General features: G+C 57.7%; 11 protein-coding genes. All 11 read right to left on the reverse strand.

Annotated features, from left to right (window positions below):
• Position 1: 1 nt before the first annotated feature.
• The 11 genes from hydA to P6M73_RS16115 all read right to left on the reverse strand — a co-directional run bounded on the left by hydA (position 2) and on the right by P6M73_RS16115 (position 16,153).
• Entirely contained in the window at positions 2-1,408 is a 1,407-nt protein-coding gene (gene hydA, locus P6M73_RS16065; protein ID WP_277854027.1) for a dihydropyrimidinase, read from the reverse strand.
• Between the two features lie 412 nt (positions 1,409-1,820).
• Positions 1,821-2,309 carry an NUDIX hydrolase gene (locus P6M73_RS16070; protein ID WP_277854028.1) on the reverse strand — a complete coding sequence of 163 codons (489 nt, stop codon included), beginning with the start codon at positions 2,307-2,309 and terminating at the stop codon, positions 1,821-1,823.
• Positions 2,310-2,624: 315 nt separating this feature from the next.
• Complete coding sequence (gene ssnA / locus P6M73_RS16075) at positions 2,625-3,947, reverse strand: putative aminohydrolase SsnA (protein ID WP_277854029.1); 1,323 nt, start codon at positions 3,945-3,947, stop codon at positions 2,625-2,627.
• Positions 3,944-6,451, reverse strand: a complete 2,508-nt coding sequence (locus P6M73_RS16080; RefSeq protein WP_277854030.1) for an NAD(P)-binding protein — start codon at positions 6,449-6,451, stop codon at positions 3,944-3,946. Before P6M73_RS16080 ends, ssnA begins: the two co-directional genes overlap by 4 nt.
• A 32-nt stretch (positions 6,452-6,483) precedes the next feature.
• Positions 6,484-7,422, reverse strand: coding sequence for a carbamate kinase (gene arcC / locus P6M73_RS16085; RefSeq protein ID WP_277854031.1), 939 nt, complete (start codon positions 7,420-7,422; stop codon positions 6,484-6,486).
• A gap of 10 nt (positions 7,423-7,432) precedes the next feature.
• Positions 7,433-8,908 (reverse strand): pyridoxal-phosphate dependent enzyme, encoded by a 1,476-nt coding sequence (locus tag P6M73_RS16090; protein ID WP_277855799.1) that lies wholly within the window; start codon positions 8,906-8,908, stop codon positions 7,433-7,435.
• 135 nt (positions 8,909-9,043) lie between these two features.
• On the reverse strand, positions 9,044-10,264 hold the full coding sequence (locus P6M73_RS16095) for a YgeY family selenium metabolism-linked hydrolase (RefSeq protein ID WP_277855800.1): 1,221 nt from the start codon (positions 10,262-10,264) through the stop codon (positions 9,044-9,046).
• Positions 10,265-10,544: 280 nt separating this feature from the next.
• Positions 10,545-11,738: a knotted carbamoyltransferase YgeW gene (gene ygeW / locus P6M73_RS16100; protein ID WP_277854032.1), complete on the reverse strand. Its 1,194-nt coding sequence runs from the start codon at positions 11,736-11,738 to the stop codon at positions 10,545-10,547.
• A gap of 149 nt (positions 11,739-11,887) precedes the next feature.
• Positions 11,888-13,102, reverse strand: coding sequence for a diaminopropionate ammonia-lyase (dpaL, locus tag P6M73_RS16105; protein ID WP_347276301.1), 1,215 nt, complete (start codon positions 13,100-13,102; stop codon positions 11,888-11,890).
• 429 nt (positions 13,103-13,531) lie between these two features.
• Entirely contained in the window at positions 13,532-15,307 is a 1,776-nt protein-coding gene (locus tag P6M73_RS16110; protein WP_277854033.1) for a sigma-54 interaction domain-containing protein, read from the reverse strand.
• Between the two features lie 21 nt (positions 15,308-15,328).
• Positions 15,329-16,153, reverse strand: a complete 825-nt coding sequence (locus P6M73_RS16115; RefSeq protein ID WP_277854034.1) for an XdhC family protein — start codon at positions 16,151-16,153, stop codon at positions 15,329-15,331.
• Between the last annotated feature and the right edge of the window lie 154 nt (positions 16,154-16,307).

A 16,307-nucleotide genomic window follows, 5' to 3' on the forward strand; every position in this document is an offset into this window, starting at 1 on the left:
GCTATACCTCCTCCAAGGTTGATGCGGCGAGGGTCTGGTTGATAGTCCGGGGCAGGAACCGGCCCTGGCCGCGCTCTCCCAGGAACTCGCCCTGTCGGGCGATCATCCGGCCTGCTGAGAACACATAGTCAATGGCGGTGCGATGCGTCATGCCTTCATAAATGCTGTAATCACAGACTGACGCCATTTCTGAAGCCCGGATGGCGGTTTCGGGTCCTTCCCGCAGGATCACCAGATCGGCATCGCTGCCCGGTTGAAGCGTGCCTTTTCTGGGATACAGTCCAAAGATCTTTGCGGCATTGGTGGAAGTCAGTTCCACAAACCGTTCCAGCGTAATGCGATGTTTCAGGACGCCTTCGGTGAACAGCAGCGGGATCCGCTCCTGGACGCCCGGAGCTCCGCCCGGAGCCAGACTGAAGTTGTCCTTTCCGGCCAGTTTTTCCTGAAGGCAGAACGGACAATGATCCGTTCCGACGGTCTGGCAGGTGCCGTCAATGACGGCGGTCCAAAGGCTCTGCCGTTCCGCCTCGCTGCGCAGCGGGGGTGCCATGATGTACTTCAATCCCTCTTCAGGTCCGCCGGATTCGTAGCGCTCCTCAGTCAGGAGCAGATACTGCGGGCAGGTTTCCATGAAGACCGGAATGCCCTCCCGCCGGAACTGAACCATGCGCCGGGCTCCCAGGCCCGTCGAGGTATGAACCACATATACTGGTACATTGCCGGCCATTCCGGACAGCTCGCACAGCCGGCCGATGAATTCGGATTCGGTCCGGGGCGGACGGGTCCTGGCGTGATAAATGGGGCTGAGCTGGCCCTGCTCCAGGGCCTCCTTCCTCAGAAGCCGCGTCACCTCATCGTTTTCGCAGTGAACCGTCAGCAGCCCGCCCGCTTCCTTCATGACCCGCAGGATTCGGATCAGATCCTCATCCCCCATTTTAAAGCCGTATGTGGAGTACGCCTTGAAACTGGCAATGCCCTCCCCAATCAGCTCCTTCAGCTCGGTCAGAATGGCCTCATCCACATGCTGTATAACGCCGTGGAAGGCATAGTCGATGACGCTTTTGCGCGCTTTTTCCTGGTACCGGTCCAAAGAATACCGGAGCGGTGAACCGGCCGGCGCAAAGCCGATATGATCAATGATCGTGGTGGTTCCGCCTAATGCCGCAGCCACCGTGCCGGTATAAAAATCATCCGCCGAGCGGAAAGTCTCCGACTGCTGCAGCTCCATATGCGTATGGGGGTCAATGCCCCCCGGAATTACCCAGGCTCCCTGGGCATCAATGATTTCCTCTCCGGGCAGCGGCTCCAGTCTGCCCATCTGGGCAATGAGCCCGTCTTCGATCCGAAGCGACTCCTCCCGGATGCCTTCCTCCGTAACCAGTTTTCCATGAATGATCAAGTATCCCATGGTTGCCCTCCTTTGCCGGGTTGGTCATAACGATTGATCTGATTGAAAATGTCTGTTGCGTTATTTTGGCTCTATCATTATTTACGGTCGATCATTATCCTGTTTCTATCATTCTTTGGTTTCTATCATTCTTTGGTTTCTATCATTGTTATAGTTCTTTCATTGGCATCGCAGTTGATCCTGACATCGCAGTTGATCGAAGTGTTCCCGCTGAATCAAATGTTCACCGTGATCCACCGGTTAATGCATACCGCTGCAATTGCATATGAGTATTGCCTGAATACCTGCCTCTCTGAAAACAAGCTGGTGCCAATGACTGGTCTGGTTTCATTATACTCCCGGACAGGCGCCTCGGACAGTCCGGGCCGGTGGCCCGGATGGATTCCGTCTTCCCCTGGGCCAGCCCGGGCACTCAGGAACAGGTCTGGTCCGTGATAATATGCTCCACCCCGGTGTGCTCCCGACTGAGGTAATCCTTCAGAAAGGTCGGAAATGCCTTGTACCGGTCCAGGTCATCCATCGGGATCCAGTGCATGTCTTCCCGGATGCCATTGATATTCCAGCTGTTACTGTTCAGTTCCCTGGTGCCTCTGGGCTTCATGACAAAATAGAGGCAGATCTCGTGGCAGTTCAGTCCGGCCAGGGTGCCGGTGCTGTCATTGAAAAAATTCTCATGGACCACTGCCAGGTGCTGGATCTCATACTTTACTCCGGTTTCTTCCAATACTTCCCGGACCACCGCGTCCTGTGCGCTTTCCCCCATATGGACAGCGCCCCCGACGGAATACAGGTAGTCTTCGCACGGATTGCCGGCAAACAGCACGCAGCCCTCCTCCACAATAATGGCAGCCGCCCGGTAGCGGAACCAGTGGCTCTCTCTGGTAAATCCACAGTCGTACATGTACTGTCCCCCCCAAATATCAAAGAATCAAAAAACCGTCCCTGCTTTCAACAGACCGATCCTGGTTCCCTCCTGCAGGCAGTTTGTACTATCCATGATACATCATCTCCCCGTCCCATGGGAACGGATCCGCCGATGCCGCATTGGGACCTGATCGTTTGCTCACTGGCGGGCTGCCGATTATACGCACCTGCCCATCAGAGACAGCAAGGTGCCGCCGCGGGGTGGGCGGCAGCACCTTGCTGATTTGGATCCCTCATACGTTCAGATCCCTGACATTGATCCTTTCCGGGGGTCTGTGCCTCCGGGCTCAGGCTAAAGTCTGGACCAGAGCTTCTGGGCGTGGTCGCGGCACTGGGCCATGAGGCGGGGATGGTCCACGGTCAGGAAGACGCGGTCCTTCATGACGAAGCGTCCGTTGATCATGGTGTCCTTGACCTTGTACCCGGACAGTCCGAACAGGACATGGCCGCCCCAGGTGGTCTGGTTCAGGGGGGTGAGGGGATCGTAGTCCACCACAATGAGGTCCGCGTAGGCGCCGGGGCTGAGGAGGCCCAGGGGCTTCTTGAAGTAGCGGGACAGAATTCGGGGGTTGTTCTTAAACTGCAGGGTCAGCGCTTCGCCGAAGCCCACGGTGGGGTCGGCCAGCGCATGGGACTGCAGGATTTTCGCGACTTTCATCGACTCAAACATGTCGTTGGTGTAGGCGTCGGTGCCCAGTCCGACCAGAATGCCTTTCTTCAGCATTTTGATGACGGGGCTGGTGCCCACGGCATTGCCCATGTTGGATTCGGGATTGTGGACCACCATGGTATCGGTGGCCAGAATCCGGTCAAGCTCCTCGTCATCGGCATGGATGCAGTGGACGGCCAGGGTTTTGGGTCCCAGGATGCCATGTTTTTCCAGTCGGTGCACGACTCTCATGCCGTAGCGGGTCTGCGTCACGGCTTCATCGTCGCTGCCTTCGGCTACATGGATGTGGAAGCCGGTATCCAGGCCCTGGGCTGCCTCGCGGCAGGCATAGAGCGTCTCTTCCGACAAGGTGAAGGAGGCGTGCAGACCGAACAGGCCGTGGATCAGACCGCTGTCATCGGCATTGGCCTGGCGGATAAAGTCGGCATTCTCGCGGATTCCTTCCCGGGCGATGGCTTCGCCGTCCCGGTCCGAGGTTTCATAGCACAGGCTGGTCCGGATGCCCAGATCCCGCGCCGCTTCGGCGATGGCGCTGAGGGAGCCGGTGATGTGATGGGGGCTGGCGTGATGGTCAATCACCGTGGTTACGCCCTGGGCAATGGAATCCGAGAGCGTGCCGTACGCCGAGTAGCGGGCATCCTCCACGGTGAGCTCCTTGTCCAGATGCCACCACAGGTTTTCCAGGATTTCCAGGAAGTTGCGGGTGGGATCCTTGGGGCCGAATCCCCGGGCAAAGGCCGAGTAGATGTGGCTGTGGGCGTTGATCATGCCGGGCATGATCAGGCGGCCGCCGACATCATAGACTTCCTCCTGCGGGTATTTCGCTTTCAGCAGGGCAAAGTCCCCCACTTCGGAGATTTCCTGACCGCGAACCAGAACCGCTCCGGCGTGGAGCACCTGGCCCGCCTCGTCATTGGTCAGCACAATGCCGTTGCCGATAATCATAGGGCACCTCCGGTTTCAACCAGCAGCCAGGGATAATCCCGGGCGACGGTCTGAGCCATGGTCCGCAGTCCCTCTTCCCGAATGCCGTCCAGCGTCGTGGTCTCGACGCCGCCTTCGGCATATCGGACCAGAACTTCCTCCTCATGGAGGTAGAAGCCGACGTTGGCGGAATCATGGAAATCGGCCGCGCTGCCGAACAGCGTGACTTTGTCCTTGTAGGGACGCCCGGCATGGGGACAGAAGGTGGTGCAGTTGCCGCACTCGTTGCAGGCAAAGTCCAGATGCAGAATCTGATGGACGTTAGCAAAGCCCGGCACCGCAATGGCCACATTGGCCCGGTTGGGGCAGACCTCGGTGCAGATTTCGCAGACATCATGGCACGACAGGCAGCGCTCGCCTTCCCGGCTGGTCTCCAGCGGGAGGATCAGGAAGCCGCGCTTGTTGTAGACGGCCGCTTCATCCAGGGGCAGGCGGTATTCGGCAAAATCATCTTCTTCCAGGATTTCCAGCGCCAGCTTTTTGGCTTCGGCCATGGCGTAGACGGCCTGAAGGCGGGTCTGCTGGTTTTTCACCGTCAGTCGGGCGCCGGGGATGCTTTCCTCCCGGCCGGTGGTGGAAATCACCAGATCGGCACCTTCCGCCAGGGCCGGCAGCTGATCGGCTGTCACATTGAAATGGAATTCCACGCCATAGGCTTCGATGAAGCGGCGGTCCAGCTCCATGGAATGCAGGCTCTGTCCGGTTTGGTCCTTGATGTTGTTGAGCATGCCGAAGGCGCGGTCCTTCTTTTCTGCCACCTTCACCGCGTAGCCGGCCCGGGCCAGGTAGAGCGCAGCGGACAGTCCCTGAACGCCGGCGCCGATGACCAGGACGGTCTTGCCGTTGGGCTGCGGCCGGACGATGGATTCAATAAATTCCTCCATGGCCTGTTCCACCGCCACATGCTTGACGCCGCGGATATCGATGGACTGATCGTAGTCCACCCGGTTGCACCGCTTCGTGCAAGGGTGGTAGCAGATTTCGCCCAAGGTGGCCGGCAGGGCGTTGTCCTTGGCAATGACGGCCATGGCTTCGGCATAGCGGCCCGCAGCGGTCAGCTGCAGGTAGGCCGGAATATTCTGGCCGATGGGGCAGCCCCCGTCCTGACAGGGTGCCTTGAAGCAGTCGAAGAGCGGCAAGGGGGAATCGGTCTTGCGCAGAACGATGTCTTCCCGGTATTTTTTATGATTGCGGGCTTCCTTCATCAAATGATCCGCCAGGGCGGCGATCCGGTCCGCATCCGGTCCGGTGTATTCATTCTGCAGGAAAGGCTGGCTCAGGTAGGCGATCTGGGACAGGCGCTCATAGCCGCCCGGCTTGAGCAGCGTGGTGCAGACCGTAACCGGCAGAATGCCGGCTTCCACAAAACGAGGCAGGTTCAGGGCATCGGCGCCGCCGGAATAGGCCATGGGCAGCCGGCTGCCAAAGGTGGCCGACAGCAGCTTTGCCACATGAACGGTCAGCGGCAGCAAAGCCCGGCCCGAGGTGTACATTTCTTCGCCGGGGAGTTCTCCATGGGCAATGCCCACCGGGAAGGTGTTGGTCAGCTTGACGCCGAAGACCCGGCCTTCTTCGCGGGCGAGCTCCAAAAGCTCCTCCAGCATGGGCACGGCTTCCTCATACTTGAGATCCTGATCAAAATGATGGGTGTCGAAGCTCAGGTAGTCAAAGCCCAGGGCGTCGACCAGACGGCGGGCTTCGTCGTAGCCCAGCAGAGTGGGATTGCATTTGAGGAGCACGTCCAGCTGTTTCTCCTGGAGGAGGTAGCGGACGATGCCCTGGATTTCATCCTTGGGGCAGCCATGCATGGTGGACAGCGCCAGGCTGGTGCAGATGGCCGGAGAAATCCGGTCCAGATCCTCCCGGGTAAAATGCTCAAAGGCTTCGAGCTGCTCTTCCAGGGTCCGGCGGCACTCCTGGAACACCGGCGTCGGCGCGGCATTTTTCAGCCCTTCGATGAAGCCGTCGATCTTGGGAGACTGAATCCCCTCCAGGGTATAGCCGACACTCATGTTGAAGGCGAAATCCCGCGTCGGGGCGAGTTCGAGTTCCTTCATGGCCACATGGCACAGGAACCAGGCCTTGATGTATTCTGTCTGTGCTTCCTCCACCGTCAGCTCCGTGGACCATTCCACGTTGTAGCCTTCATCGGCGGCATTGATGCAGGGTTTGGCAATGGCTTCCCGCAGCGCCTGACCATCCATGATCTGAACGGTCTTGAGCTCCATGAAGCGGGCTCCGGCTACGTAGGCAGCCACAATGTTCTGGGCCAGCTGAGTGTGGGGGCCGGCAGCCGGTCCGGTGGCGGATCCGATGAGGCACCCGAAGGGAGTCATCAACCGGTGACTCCCGCTTCGGTAGGCCTTTTCCAGATCCACGCCGAATATCCTGCCCGTGTTCCTTTTTTCCTCCAGCATCCACAACAGCAGATCCTGGAACGGGACGGGTCGCATAATATCAGACATGGCATTCTCCTTTGTCTGTCACAGAATAAGGGTTAGTTGGAAATCCAGGTGCCGGTATTGCCCGCCAGGGCTTCCCGGGCTTTTTCCAGAGAAGTGATCAGGGCGCGACGGCCCGGTTTGGACTGCGCATACTTGATGGCCGCTTCCACCTTGGGCAGCATGGAGCCCTTGGCGAATTCGCCGTTGGCGATGTGTTCCTGGGCCTGAACCAGAGTCAGATCCGACAGCCACTGCTGGTCGGGCTTGCCGAACCGGATGGCCACCTTCTCGACTGCGGTGAGGATGATGAACGCGTCCGCGTCCAGGGATTCAGCCAGCAGCTCGGAGGTGAAATCCTTGTCGATGACCGCGGCGACACCGGTCAGATGCCGGTTTTCGTCTTCCACCACGGGGATTCCGCCGCCGCCGCCGGCGATGACGACATGACCGGAGTCGAGGATGCTGCGGATGGCCTTAATGCCGACAATGCGGATCGGCTTGGGGGAGGGAACCACCCGGCGGTAGCCGCGGCCGGCATCCTCTTTCATGATGTAGCCCCGCTCGGCGGTCAGGCTTTCCGCCTCTTCCTTGGAGTAGAAGCTGCCCACAGGCTTGGTCGGATCGGCAAACGCCGGATCCTTGGAATCCACCTGAACCTCGGTCACGACGGTGACGACATCCTGAGAAATCTTGCGGGCTCTCATCTCATTGATGATGGCATTCTGCAGATGATAGCCGATGTAGCCCTGACTCATGGCGCCGCATTCGGGGAACGGCATGGCCGGGGTACTAGCCGGGGTGTTGACGGCCGCTTCAAAGGCCAGGTTGATCATTCCGACCTGCGGTCCGTTGCCATGGGCGATGGCGATCTCATAGCCCTCTTCAAGCAGGTCGACGATGGAGTCCGCCGTCAGGCGGACGGCCTCCATCTGTTCCTGCGGGGTATTGCCCAGGGCGTTGCCGCCCAGAGCGATGACAATGCGTTTGCTCATGGCCTCTCCCCTATTCCAGGTCTTTCAGCAGACCGGTCTTTTCGTTGAATTCGTTGATCAGCCGATCGACTTCGCCGGCCTGTTTCGCAACAGCCTCGAAGGTTCCGGCCTGGTCATACCACAGCTGGTTGATTTCTTCGTAGGTCTTGCCCTGCTGTTCAACCCAGGTGTAGTACTTCAGGTTGTGAACGCGCTTGCGTTCTGCGTAGGTCAGCTCAATCAGGTTGTCGGTCTTCTGGCCGAGCAGGCGGCGGTTGTAATCCACAGCGGCCTGAGTCGGGTTGTAAGCGCCTTCTTCCTCATGGAGTTCCTGAATGCGGGAACCGTACATTTCGACGGAGTCGGTCAGAACGGTGGCCACTACGTCGTTTCCGGTCAGCTCATAGTACTTGGCGAACTTGATGGCCATGAGCATGTTGGAGATGCCTGAGATTCCCATGAGGGCCAGGTTGTCCACATCTTCCGGCTTGAGTCCGACGGTTTCGATGAGGTATTTTTTGCCTTCGGCTTCGTTGAAGAGGCGCAGCAGAGCCATGGAGTCATTGTCGTCAATGGCGATGCCCATGTCGGTGGTCTTGACGTTGTGGATCCATGGAATGTGCTTGTCGCCGATGCCTTCCAGACGGTGTGCGCCAAAGCCGTTGTCCAGAATCGTCGGGCACTGCAGCGCTTCGCCCACTGCCAGCTTGGACTTGGGGTAGACAGTCTTGAGATAGTCTCCGGAAGCCAGGGTTCCGGCGGAACCGGAAGTCAGGGTGACGCCGGCGAAGTTCAGGCCTTCGCCCATGGACTGGAAAGCTTCTTCGATGGCCGGACCGGTCACATTGTAGTGCCACAGATAGTTGCCGAATTCTTCAAACTGGTTGAAGATCATGATGTCATCGCGGGTGGCTCTGAGCTCATGGACTTTGTCAAAGATTTCCTTGACGTTGCTTTCGGTTCCGGGAGTGGCAATGACTTCACCGGCAATGGTCTTGAGCCAGTCAAAGCGTTCCTTGGACATGCCTTCCGGCAGGATGGCGATGGAATCGACTGCCAGCAGCTTGGAGTTGAACGCGCCGCCGCGGCAGTAGTTGCCGGTGGAGGGCCAGACGGCCTTTTCGGTGGAAGCGTCAAACTGACCGGTGACCAGGCGGGGAACCAGGCAGCCGAAGGAAGCTCCGACCTTATGGCAACCGGTCGGGAAATACTTGCCGACCATGCAGATGATCCGCGCGTCGACGCCGGTGAGGGCCTTGGGCAGTTCAATGAAGTTGGGGCCGCCGAACTGTCCGCCTTTTTCCTTCGGTTCGTTCTTCCAGGTGATGCGGAACAGGTTGAGCGGGTCGACGTCCCAGACGCCGAGCTCGGTCAGCTTTTCCTTGATTTTTTCCGGAATCCGCTCGGGATGTCTCATCATTTCAAAGGTCGGGATGATAATGTTGTTGTCTTTGGCCTTTTGGATATTTTTCTCAAGATTTTCCTGATTGATGGTAAGATCCAGCATGTTTTCTCCTTTATTCATGGCCTCTGGCCCAGATATTGTTTTGCCCGGCAGGCTCCGTCAGGGGTGCCTGCCGGGCGGGGGTGCCTGATGATCACGCGAGGGCCGGTCGCCGAAGCTGCCGGCCTTGCGCTGGTCTTATTTGTTCTTGTTGTCCATGTAGACGGTGGGCAGGGCACTGTAGATGGCAGCGCACTTGACCAGGTCGTCTTTCCAGGTTTTTTCGTTGGGAGCGTGCGCTTCCTCTTCACGGCCAGGGCCCAGGCCGATGGTCGGGATGCCTTCGCGGCCCATGATGGAAACACCGTTAGTGGAGAAGGTCCATTTGTCGACCTTGGGCTCGCCGTACATGCTGCGGAAGGATTCAGCCATGGCTACAACTTCCGGTGCGTCTTCCTCACGCTTCCAGGTCGGGAAGTAGCAGTCGGTGGGATAAACCAGACCAGTCCATGACGGCCGCTCGTAGGTGTACATGGATACCTTGGCACCGTACTTCTTCACGGAGGGCAGCTCCTCGATCTCCTTCAGAGCCGACAGGTAGGTTTCACCCCAGGTCAGGCGGCGGTCCAGGGAGATGGTGCAGGAGTCGGCCACGGCGCAGCGGGACGGTGACGTAAAGTAGATCTGGGAAGTGGTGACAGTTCCCTTGCCCAGGAACTCATCATAGGCCAGATGGTTGTTCAGCTCACGGACTTCCTGAAGGATGTCCGCCATTTTGTAGATGGCGTTGTCGCCGCGTTCGGGAGCGGAACCATGGCAGGCTACGCCGAATACTTCGACCTTGATTTCCATGCGTCCGCGGTGGCCGCGGTAGATGTTGCCGTTGGTCGGCTCGGTGGAAACGACAAACTCAGGCCGGATCTTGTCTTCGTTGATGATGTACTGCCAGCACAGGCCGTCGCAGTCTTCTTCCTGCACGCTGCCTACAACCAGCACTTTATACTCATCGCTGAGCATGCCCAGATCCTTCATGATCCTGGCGCCGTAGACTGCGGACACGATGCCGCCCAGCTGGTCCGAGGTGCCGCGGCCCCAGATATTGACGTCGTCTTCCTTGCCTTCAAAGGGATCAAAGGTCCAGTCCTCGATGTTGCCGATGCCGACACAGTCAATGTGCGCGTCATAGGCAATGAGGGTTTCGCCGGTGCCCATGTAGCCCAGGATGTTGCCCATGGGATCCACGATGGTTTCGTCGAAGCCGAGCTTCTCCATTTCTTCCTTGATCCGGTAAACTTTATCCTTCTCTTCGCAGGATTCGCCGTGTGCCTTGACCAGGTCACGCAGGAAGCGGGTCATGTCTTCGCGGTAGCCTTCAGCGGCTGCCCTGATCTTTGTATAATCCAGTTCTGCTTTTTTCATTTTACGTTTCATACTCCCTTATGTTGTGTTTTGCTTCTTGATTTGCTGTTTGTCCGATTGGAATCGGCGTTGTTGCTGACATCCCTCAATCCGGAACCCGCCGGGTGGGCTTTCCCGGACCGCAGGGTCCGGGAAAGCCCGGGGGGAGGCAGGATGGATGGGCCTGCCCTGGAGGTGTCATCCCGCAGCCAGTCGGGGCGAGGGGTTCCCCGAGCCGGCCCAGACGGGCTGGGCCGGAAGGATCCTGGTGACTCGGGTGATCTATCTGAGGCTTGCCTGACTACTTCGTAACGCGTTCCTTGCCATTTTCAGCCAGCTTCTTCAGCGTGGCCGCCGGATCCTGTACCTTCTGCATGAAGATCATGGAGGCGATGACATACGGCTTGAAGCCGGCCTCCTTGTACAGGGGCACCCGGTACCGGTCGAAGACGCTTTCCTCGACTTCGCCTTCCTTGCAGGAGACGCCGGTGATGTCAGCCGGGAGGCAGTGCATGTAGAGCGCCTTGCCGTCGCGGGTTGTCTTCATGAGGTCCTCGGTGCAGGTCCAGTCCTTATGCTCGGCGTTCTGAGCCAGGAGACGCTTCTCCAGTTCCTTGATGCCTTCATGGTCGCCGTTGCCATACAGTTCGGTCCGCTCTTCCATGGCCTTGAAGGGAGCCCAGCTCTTGGGATAAACGATGTCGGCATCCTTAAAGGCTTCTGCCATGTCATTGGTCTTGGTGAAGCTTCCGCCGTACTGCTCGGAATTCTTCTTCGCAACTTCTTCCACTTCGCTCATGATCTCATAGCCTTCCGGATGGGCCAGGACGATATCCATGCCAAAGCGGCTCATCAGGCCGATGATTCCCTGAGGAACGGACAGCGGCTTGCCGTAGGACGGGGAGTACGCCCAGGTCATGGCAATCTTTTTGCCCTTGAGGTTTTCAACGCCGCCGAACTCATGAATGATGTGCAGCATGTCAGCCATGGACTGAGTCGGGTGGTCAATATCGCACTGCAGGTTGACGATGGTGGGACGCTGTTCGAGAATGCCGTCCTCGTAGCCCTGCTTGACGTAGTCGGAAACGTTCTGCATGTAGGTATGGCCCTTGCCGATGTACATGTCGTCACGGATTCCGATGACATCCGCCATGAAGGAAATCATGTTGGAGGTTTCACGGACGGTTTCGCCGTGAGCGATCTGGGATTTGCCTTCATCCAGGTCCTGAACTTCCAGTCCGAGAAGGTTGCAGGCTGAGGCATAGGAGAACCGGGTGCGGGTGGAGTTGTCGCGGAACAGCGAGATGCCCAGGCCGGAATCAAAGATCCGGGAAGAAATGTTGTTCTCCCGCAGGCTGCGCAATGCATCCGCTACGGTGAAAATGGCTTCCAGCTCATCCTGCGTCTTGTCCCAGGTCAGGAAGAAGTCATTGTTGTAGAGATTCTTGTGATCGAGACCTTCCAGTTTTTTTACCAGTTCGTTGAATTTTTCCATGTTGTTCCTTCCTTCTTCAATATTTATTGGGGATGAATGATGTTGATTCTGATCTTGATTCTTATATTGGGATTGGGTTTGGGATTGAGATTGATCTTTCTCCGGTTTTCCTGGTCCGCGATTCCATCCGAGCGAATCGCTGCCCAGGCTTAGTCGAAGCGGGAGAATTCTCCGGTCCAGACGATGCTGCGGTAGCGGTCCGGATCCGTATCGCCTTCGGTGGAGAAGAGCAGTACGCGGGAGGTTTCATCCAGTCCGAGCTGCCGGCGGATGGGTTCGAGGTCCGGATCCGTCATCAGGTTGAACAGGGCGCCGGTGGGAGGAGCTCCCGATTCGCCGGACACGATGCGGTCATCGCCGGTCAGGGGATTGCCCAGGACCCGCATGCCGTCTCCGGACACGTAATCGGGCAGAGACAGGAACGCTTCCGACCAGTTTTTCATGATCTCGTAGCTGATGGGGTTGGGTTCGCCGCAGGCCAGGCCCACCATGATGGTGCGCATGTCGCCGGAGATATTGACCAGCGTGTTCTGAGCGGCGGACTGGTAGTAGCAGTTGGCTTCATCGGGTTCCACGACGATGGTATGCGGGCAGTCCTTGCCGTAGACCGAGGCGAAGAAGCCCTGGCAGGCTCCGGCCATGGATCCGACACCGGCCTGGAGGAAGATGTGGGTCGGTTCGGGGAGACCCTGGGTGCGGATCTGCTCCAGTGCTTCCAGAGCCATGATGCCGTATCCCTGCATGATGTAGATCGGAATTTCCGTGTAGCCTTCCCAGGCGGTATCCTGGATGACCACGCCGTTGTTCTGCTGTGCCATTTCATTGGCATAGCGCACGGCATCGTTGTAGTTCATGTCCGTGATGGAGGCATCCGAGCCGCAGGCCAGAATATGGTTGAGACGGGCCTGTGAGGAACCTTCCGGCATATAGACCACGGAACGCTGGCCCAGTTTCTGTGCGGTCCAGGCAACAGCCCGGCCCTGATTGCCGTCGGTCGCAGTGTAGAAGATCATGTCGCCGATCTGTTCCTTGGTTTCCGGCAGCAGGAGTTCTTCCAGTGTCAGCTCGTCAATGCTTTTTCCCAGGCGCTGTGCCAGGTAATTTCCCATGGCCCAGGCACCGCCCAGAGCCTTGAAGGAATTCAGGCCGAAGCGGAAGGATTCATCCTTGACGTAGATTTCCCCGACCCCGATCCGGTCCGCCAGCCTGGTCAGCCGACGAAGCGGCGTAACGCTGTATTCCGGGAAGGTGGCGAGAAAGCGGCGGGCACGTTTGACATTGTTCTCCGACAGGATCTCGACGCAGGCGGCCGGATCGTCGTTCTTCGTGAACTGATTGGGCACCATTCTTAATTTTCTGTTCATTTTCCCTCTCCTGTTATGTTCGGATCTGGGCCGCTGCGGCTGAAGATATATCGCGGCCCGGACAGATTCCAGCTGTCCTTATCCATTCCACCTAATATATAAGCAAAACCCGTGCCAAAATATCACCTTTCGTCTGTTCCCTTCAAGAAACCATTTACATTTTAACATACCGTTACAGATAATCCGTAATTATTAAGATATGTTAAGAATTATTCATAAATAATTAGGAGTTATTCAATCGGATCCGGCCGGAAATCAACAAAAAATACTGGAGTTTTATTATCATTTTGAGAAAATTTCTCATTTTGATAATAAAACTCCAATGGCTTTCCCTGTGCTTGTTTTAACAAATATGTGGTTTTAAGTTCTCTAACCCGCGTTTTTTTATCGATCCTGCAATGAAGTAAACGTTTAAAGTCAGATTGGCAATCATGAATGATTATTATCATTTTGAGAAATCACAGCCAGTTTGCGGTAAAGCGTCGCGATGCCAATGCCCAGCACCCGGGCCGCTTTTTTCTTGCCTTCCGTCGTGTTGCCGTACTGCGCCAGAACCCGTTCAATGTAGCGTGCCTCCATCACTTCCAGGGGGGCGAACTCCTGCCGGCGGCGCGGTTCCTGAAGAGAGGCCCGATCCTGCTTGAGCATGGTGTCCGGCAGCATGAAGCGGTGGATCGTATTGGAAGAATCCGCCAGGGCGATGACATACTGGACCACGTTTTCCAGCTCCCGGACATTGCCCGGCCAGGCGTAATCCATAAAGACGTCCATGACGTCGTCGTCCACCTTGGTCACCTGCTTGCCCAGTGCTTCATTGTATTTGTCCAGCAGCGTCCGGAACAGCAGTGGAATATCCTCGGTCCGGTCCCGCAGCGGCGGTACATCGATGGGGATGACATTGATCCGATAGAACAGATCGCGGCGGAACTGGTTCTTTTGGATCAGCTCCTCAATGTTGCGGTTGGTGGCGGCGATGACCCGGATGTCCAGGTTGATCAGATCATTGGAGCCGATCCGGGAAAAGGTCCGCTCCTGCAGGATGCGCAGAACCTTGCTCTGGAGATACAGCGGCATGTCGCCGATCTCGTCCAGGAACAGTGTCCCCTTGTTGGCCAGTTCGAATTTACCGATGCGGCCGGACCCCGAGGCCCCGGAGAAAGCGCCTTTGACATAGCCGAACAGCTCCGATTCCAGCAGCGTGTCCGGGATGGCGGCGCAGTTGATCCCGATGAAGGGTTCCTTGCGCCGGTCGCTCTCGGCGTGGATGGCCCGGGCAATCAGCTCCTTGCCCGTCCCCGATTCTCCCCGGATGAATACCGTGGAAAAGGTCGGAGCCACTTTGCGGATGGTATCGCGGATCTCGCACATGGCCCGGGATTCCCCGACCAGATGCTCCGGGGTAATCAGCCGGGACTGCTGGGTGATGCGGTAGGCGTTGCGCCGGACATCCTTCATTGTCCGGAAGATCAGAATCCGGTCGTAATTGAGATAGGAATCACTGAATTCAAGGATTTTCCCCACGACGGCGTAGCGCTGGCCGGCCAGCTCCACCCGGAACTCCATGTTGGACAGGGAATCCGGGACATAGCCCGAATAGCTCAGTTCTTCCCCCAGAATACTCTCGTCCGTCCGCAGGTTGATCATGGCCTTGCGATTGACGTACTGCACCCGGTTATCCTTTGACAGTACAATAATGCTGTTTTCGATGTCGTCCAGGATCCGGGACAGCTGGTTGACATTGCGCAGGGCCTCCTCATGGGACAGGTGTTCCTGCACCTTGGCGGAAATCAGTTCGGAGATCTGCGCCAGAAACGCGACATGGGAGTCCAGGTGCTGGTTGATGTGCTCTTTCTGCTCCGGCGTGGTGCAGATCAGTCCGATCACGCCGATATTCTCTTCATGATATTTGATGGGTGTCGAGATCTCCATGGTTTCCAGGCAGGTTTCCTTGGCCTCGCACTCAATGCAGTACTCGTCCTCCCGGGGAAACTGGATGATCTTGTGTTCGCCGCCCTGCAGCACATGACGGTAGATTCGCCCCGGAGCCTTATGGTTGACGCGGCGGGCAAAGATGCCGGTCCCGGAGATACGCTCCAGGGATTCATCCACAATTTCGACGTCCACATTCAGGACCTGCGAGATGACTTCGGCGTATTTGGTAACATCGGGCTGGATTTCATGCAGGTAACGTCGGGTTTTATCCATGGATTCTCCTTTCAGCAGTCATTATTCGGCCCTGGTCCGCTCAGGCGGAGTCCAGGGACCGGCCGCGTCTTTCTTCAGCTGCAGCGGCCGGTGGTTCTTGACCAGCAGGAGCTCCGCCAGAATCGAAACGGCAATCTCTTCCGGGGTTCCGTCGGCCAGATCGATTCCGACCGGCAGGTGCAGGTCCAGGATTTCCTGTTCATCAAAGCCTTCCCGCAGCAGAGCCGTCTTCACCGACGCTGCTTTTTTGGAGCTGCCCAGTCCGCCCAGGAACGCATATTCCCGTCCCAGACAAACCCGGTAGGCTCGGGCATCCAAGAGATGCCCCCAGGTAGCCACCACCAGATAAGTGGACGGGCCAAACCGGATCTGTCCGACCGCTTCCTCCGGTGTCATATTGAGAAAGCGCACATCCCGGAACACTTCCTTGTCGGCGTAGCCCTCTCGCTCATCCACCACCGTGACGGCAAAGCGCTGATTCTTCAGCAGCCGGACCAGCGCTTCGCTGCAGTGCCCTGCGCCAAAGATGACCAGCTCAGGCCCCTGACTGAAGTAGCGGACATAGCCCCTGGCCGATCCGCCGCACACCATACCCAGATCCTTGGCCAGCTCAAAGGCAAAGGGGAAATGACGGGCTTCGCCCATTCCTTCCATGACCTGCTGGGTCAGCATTTTCTCCAGATTACCGCCGCCGCAGGTTCCGCGGGAAGATCCATCCTCACACAGTGCCATGATCGCCCCCTCCGCGCCCGGAGCCGAGCCGTCCTGACTTTCAATCAGTATCAGCGCGCAGGTCCTGCCCTGTCCCAGCTTCTCGTCGATAAACTGCAATATTTCCCGATCCATGCTTCCTCCTTGGTCCCGCTCTGCGCGGGCTTGCGAATTTCTTCTTCCTATATATGCTGCTTCCGCTGCGGGAAAACGCCTCATAGTATTCCCGACTGAACAACTGGAAATATCCACCTGGCCCAGTGCTTATTCCGATTCTCGAACAACGGGG

The organism is Anaerococcoides asporogena, assembly GCF_029590275.1.
GTDB lineage: Bacteria > Bacillota > Clostridia > Clostridiales > Clostridiaceae > JG1575.

Bases quoted from the DNA above. Each gene is read 5' to 3' on its own strand.
- hydA (WP_277854027.1), bottom strand. From the start codon at position 1,408: ATGGGATACTTGATCATTCATGGAAAACTGGTTACGGAGGAAGGCATC.
- P6M73_RS16070 (WP_277854028.1), bottom strand. From the start codon at position 2,309: ATGTACGACTGTGGATTTACCAGAGAGAGCCACTGGTTCCGCTACCGG.
- ssnA (WP_277854029.1), bottom strand. From the start codon at position 3,947: ATGATTATCGGCAACGGCATTGTGCTGACCAATGACGAGGCGGGCCAG.
- P6M73_RS16080 (WP_277854030.1), bottom strand. From the start codon at position 6,451: ATGTCTGATATTATGCGACCCGTCCCGTTCCAGGATCTGCTGTTGTGG.
- arcC (WP_277854031.1), bottom strand. From the start codon at position 7,422: ATGAGCAAACGCATTGTCATCGCTCTGGGCGGCAACGCCCTGGGCAAT.
- P6M73_RS16090 (WP_277855799.1), bottom strand. From the start codon at position 8,908: ATGCTGGATCTTACCATCAATCAGGAAAATCTTGAGAAAAATATCCAA.
- P6M73_RS16095 (WP_277855800.1), bottom strand. From the start codon at position 10,264: ATGAAAAAAGCAGAACTGGATTATACAAAGATCAGGGCAGCCGCTGAA.
- ygeW (WP_277854032.1), bottom strand. From the start codon at position 11,738: ATGGAAAAATTCAACGAACTGGTAAAAAAACTGGAAGGTCTCGATCAC.
- dpaL (WP_347276301.1), bottom strand. From the start codon at position 13,102: ATGAACAGAAAATTAAGAATGGTGCCCAATCAGTTCACGAAGAACGAC.
- P6M73_RS16110 (WP_277854033.1), bottom strand. From the start codon at position 15,307: ATGGATAAAACCCGACGTTACCTGCATGAAATCCAGCCCGATGTTACC.
- P6M73_RS16115 (WP_277854034.1), bottom strand. From the start codon at position 16,153: ATGGATCGGGAAATATTGCAGTTTATCGACGAGAAGCTGGGACAGGGC.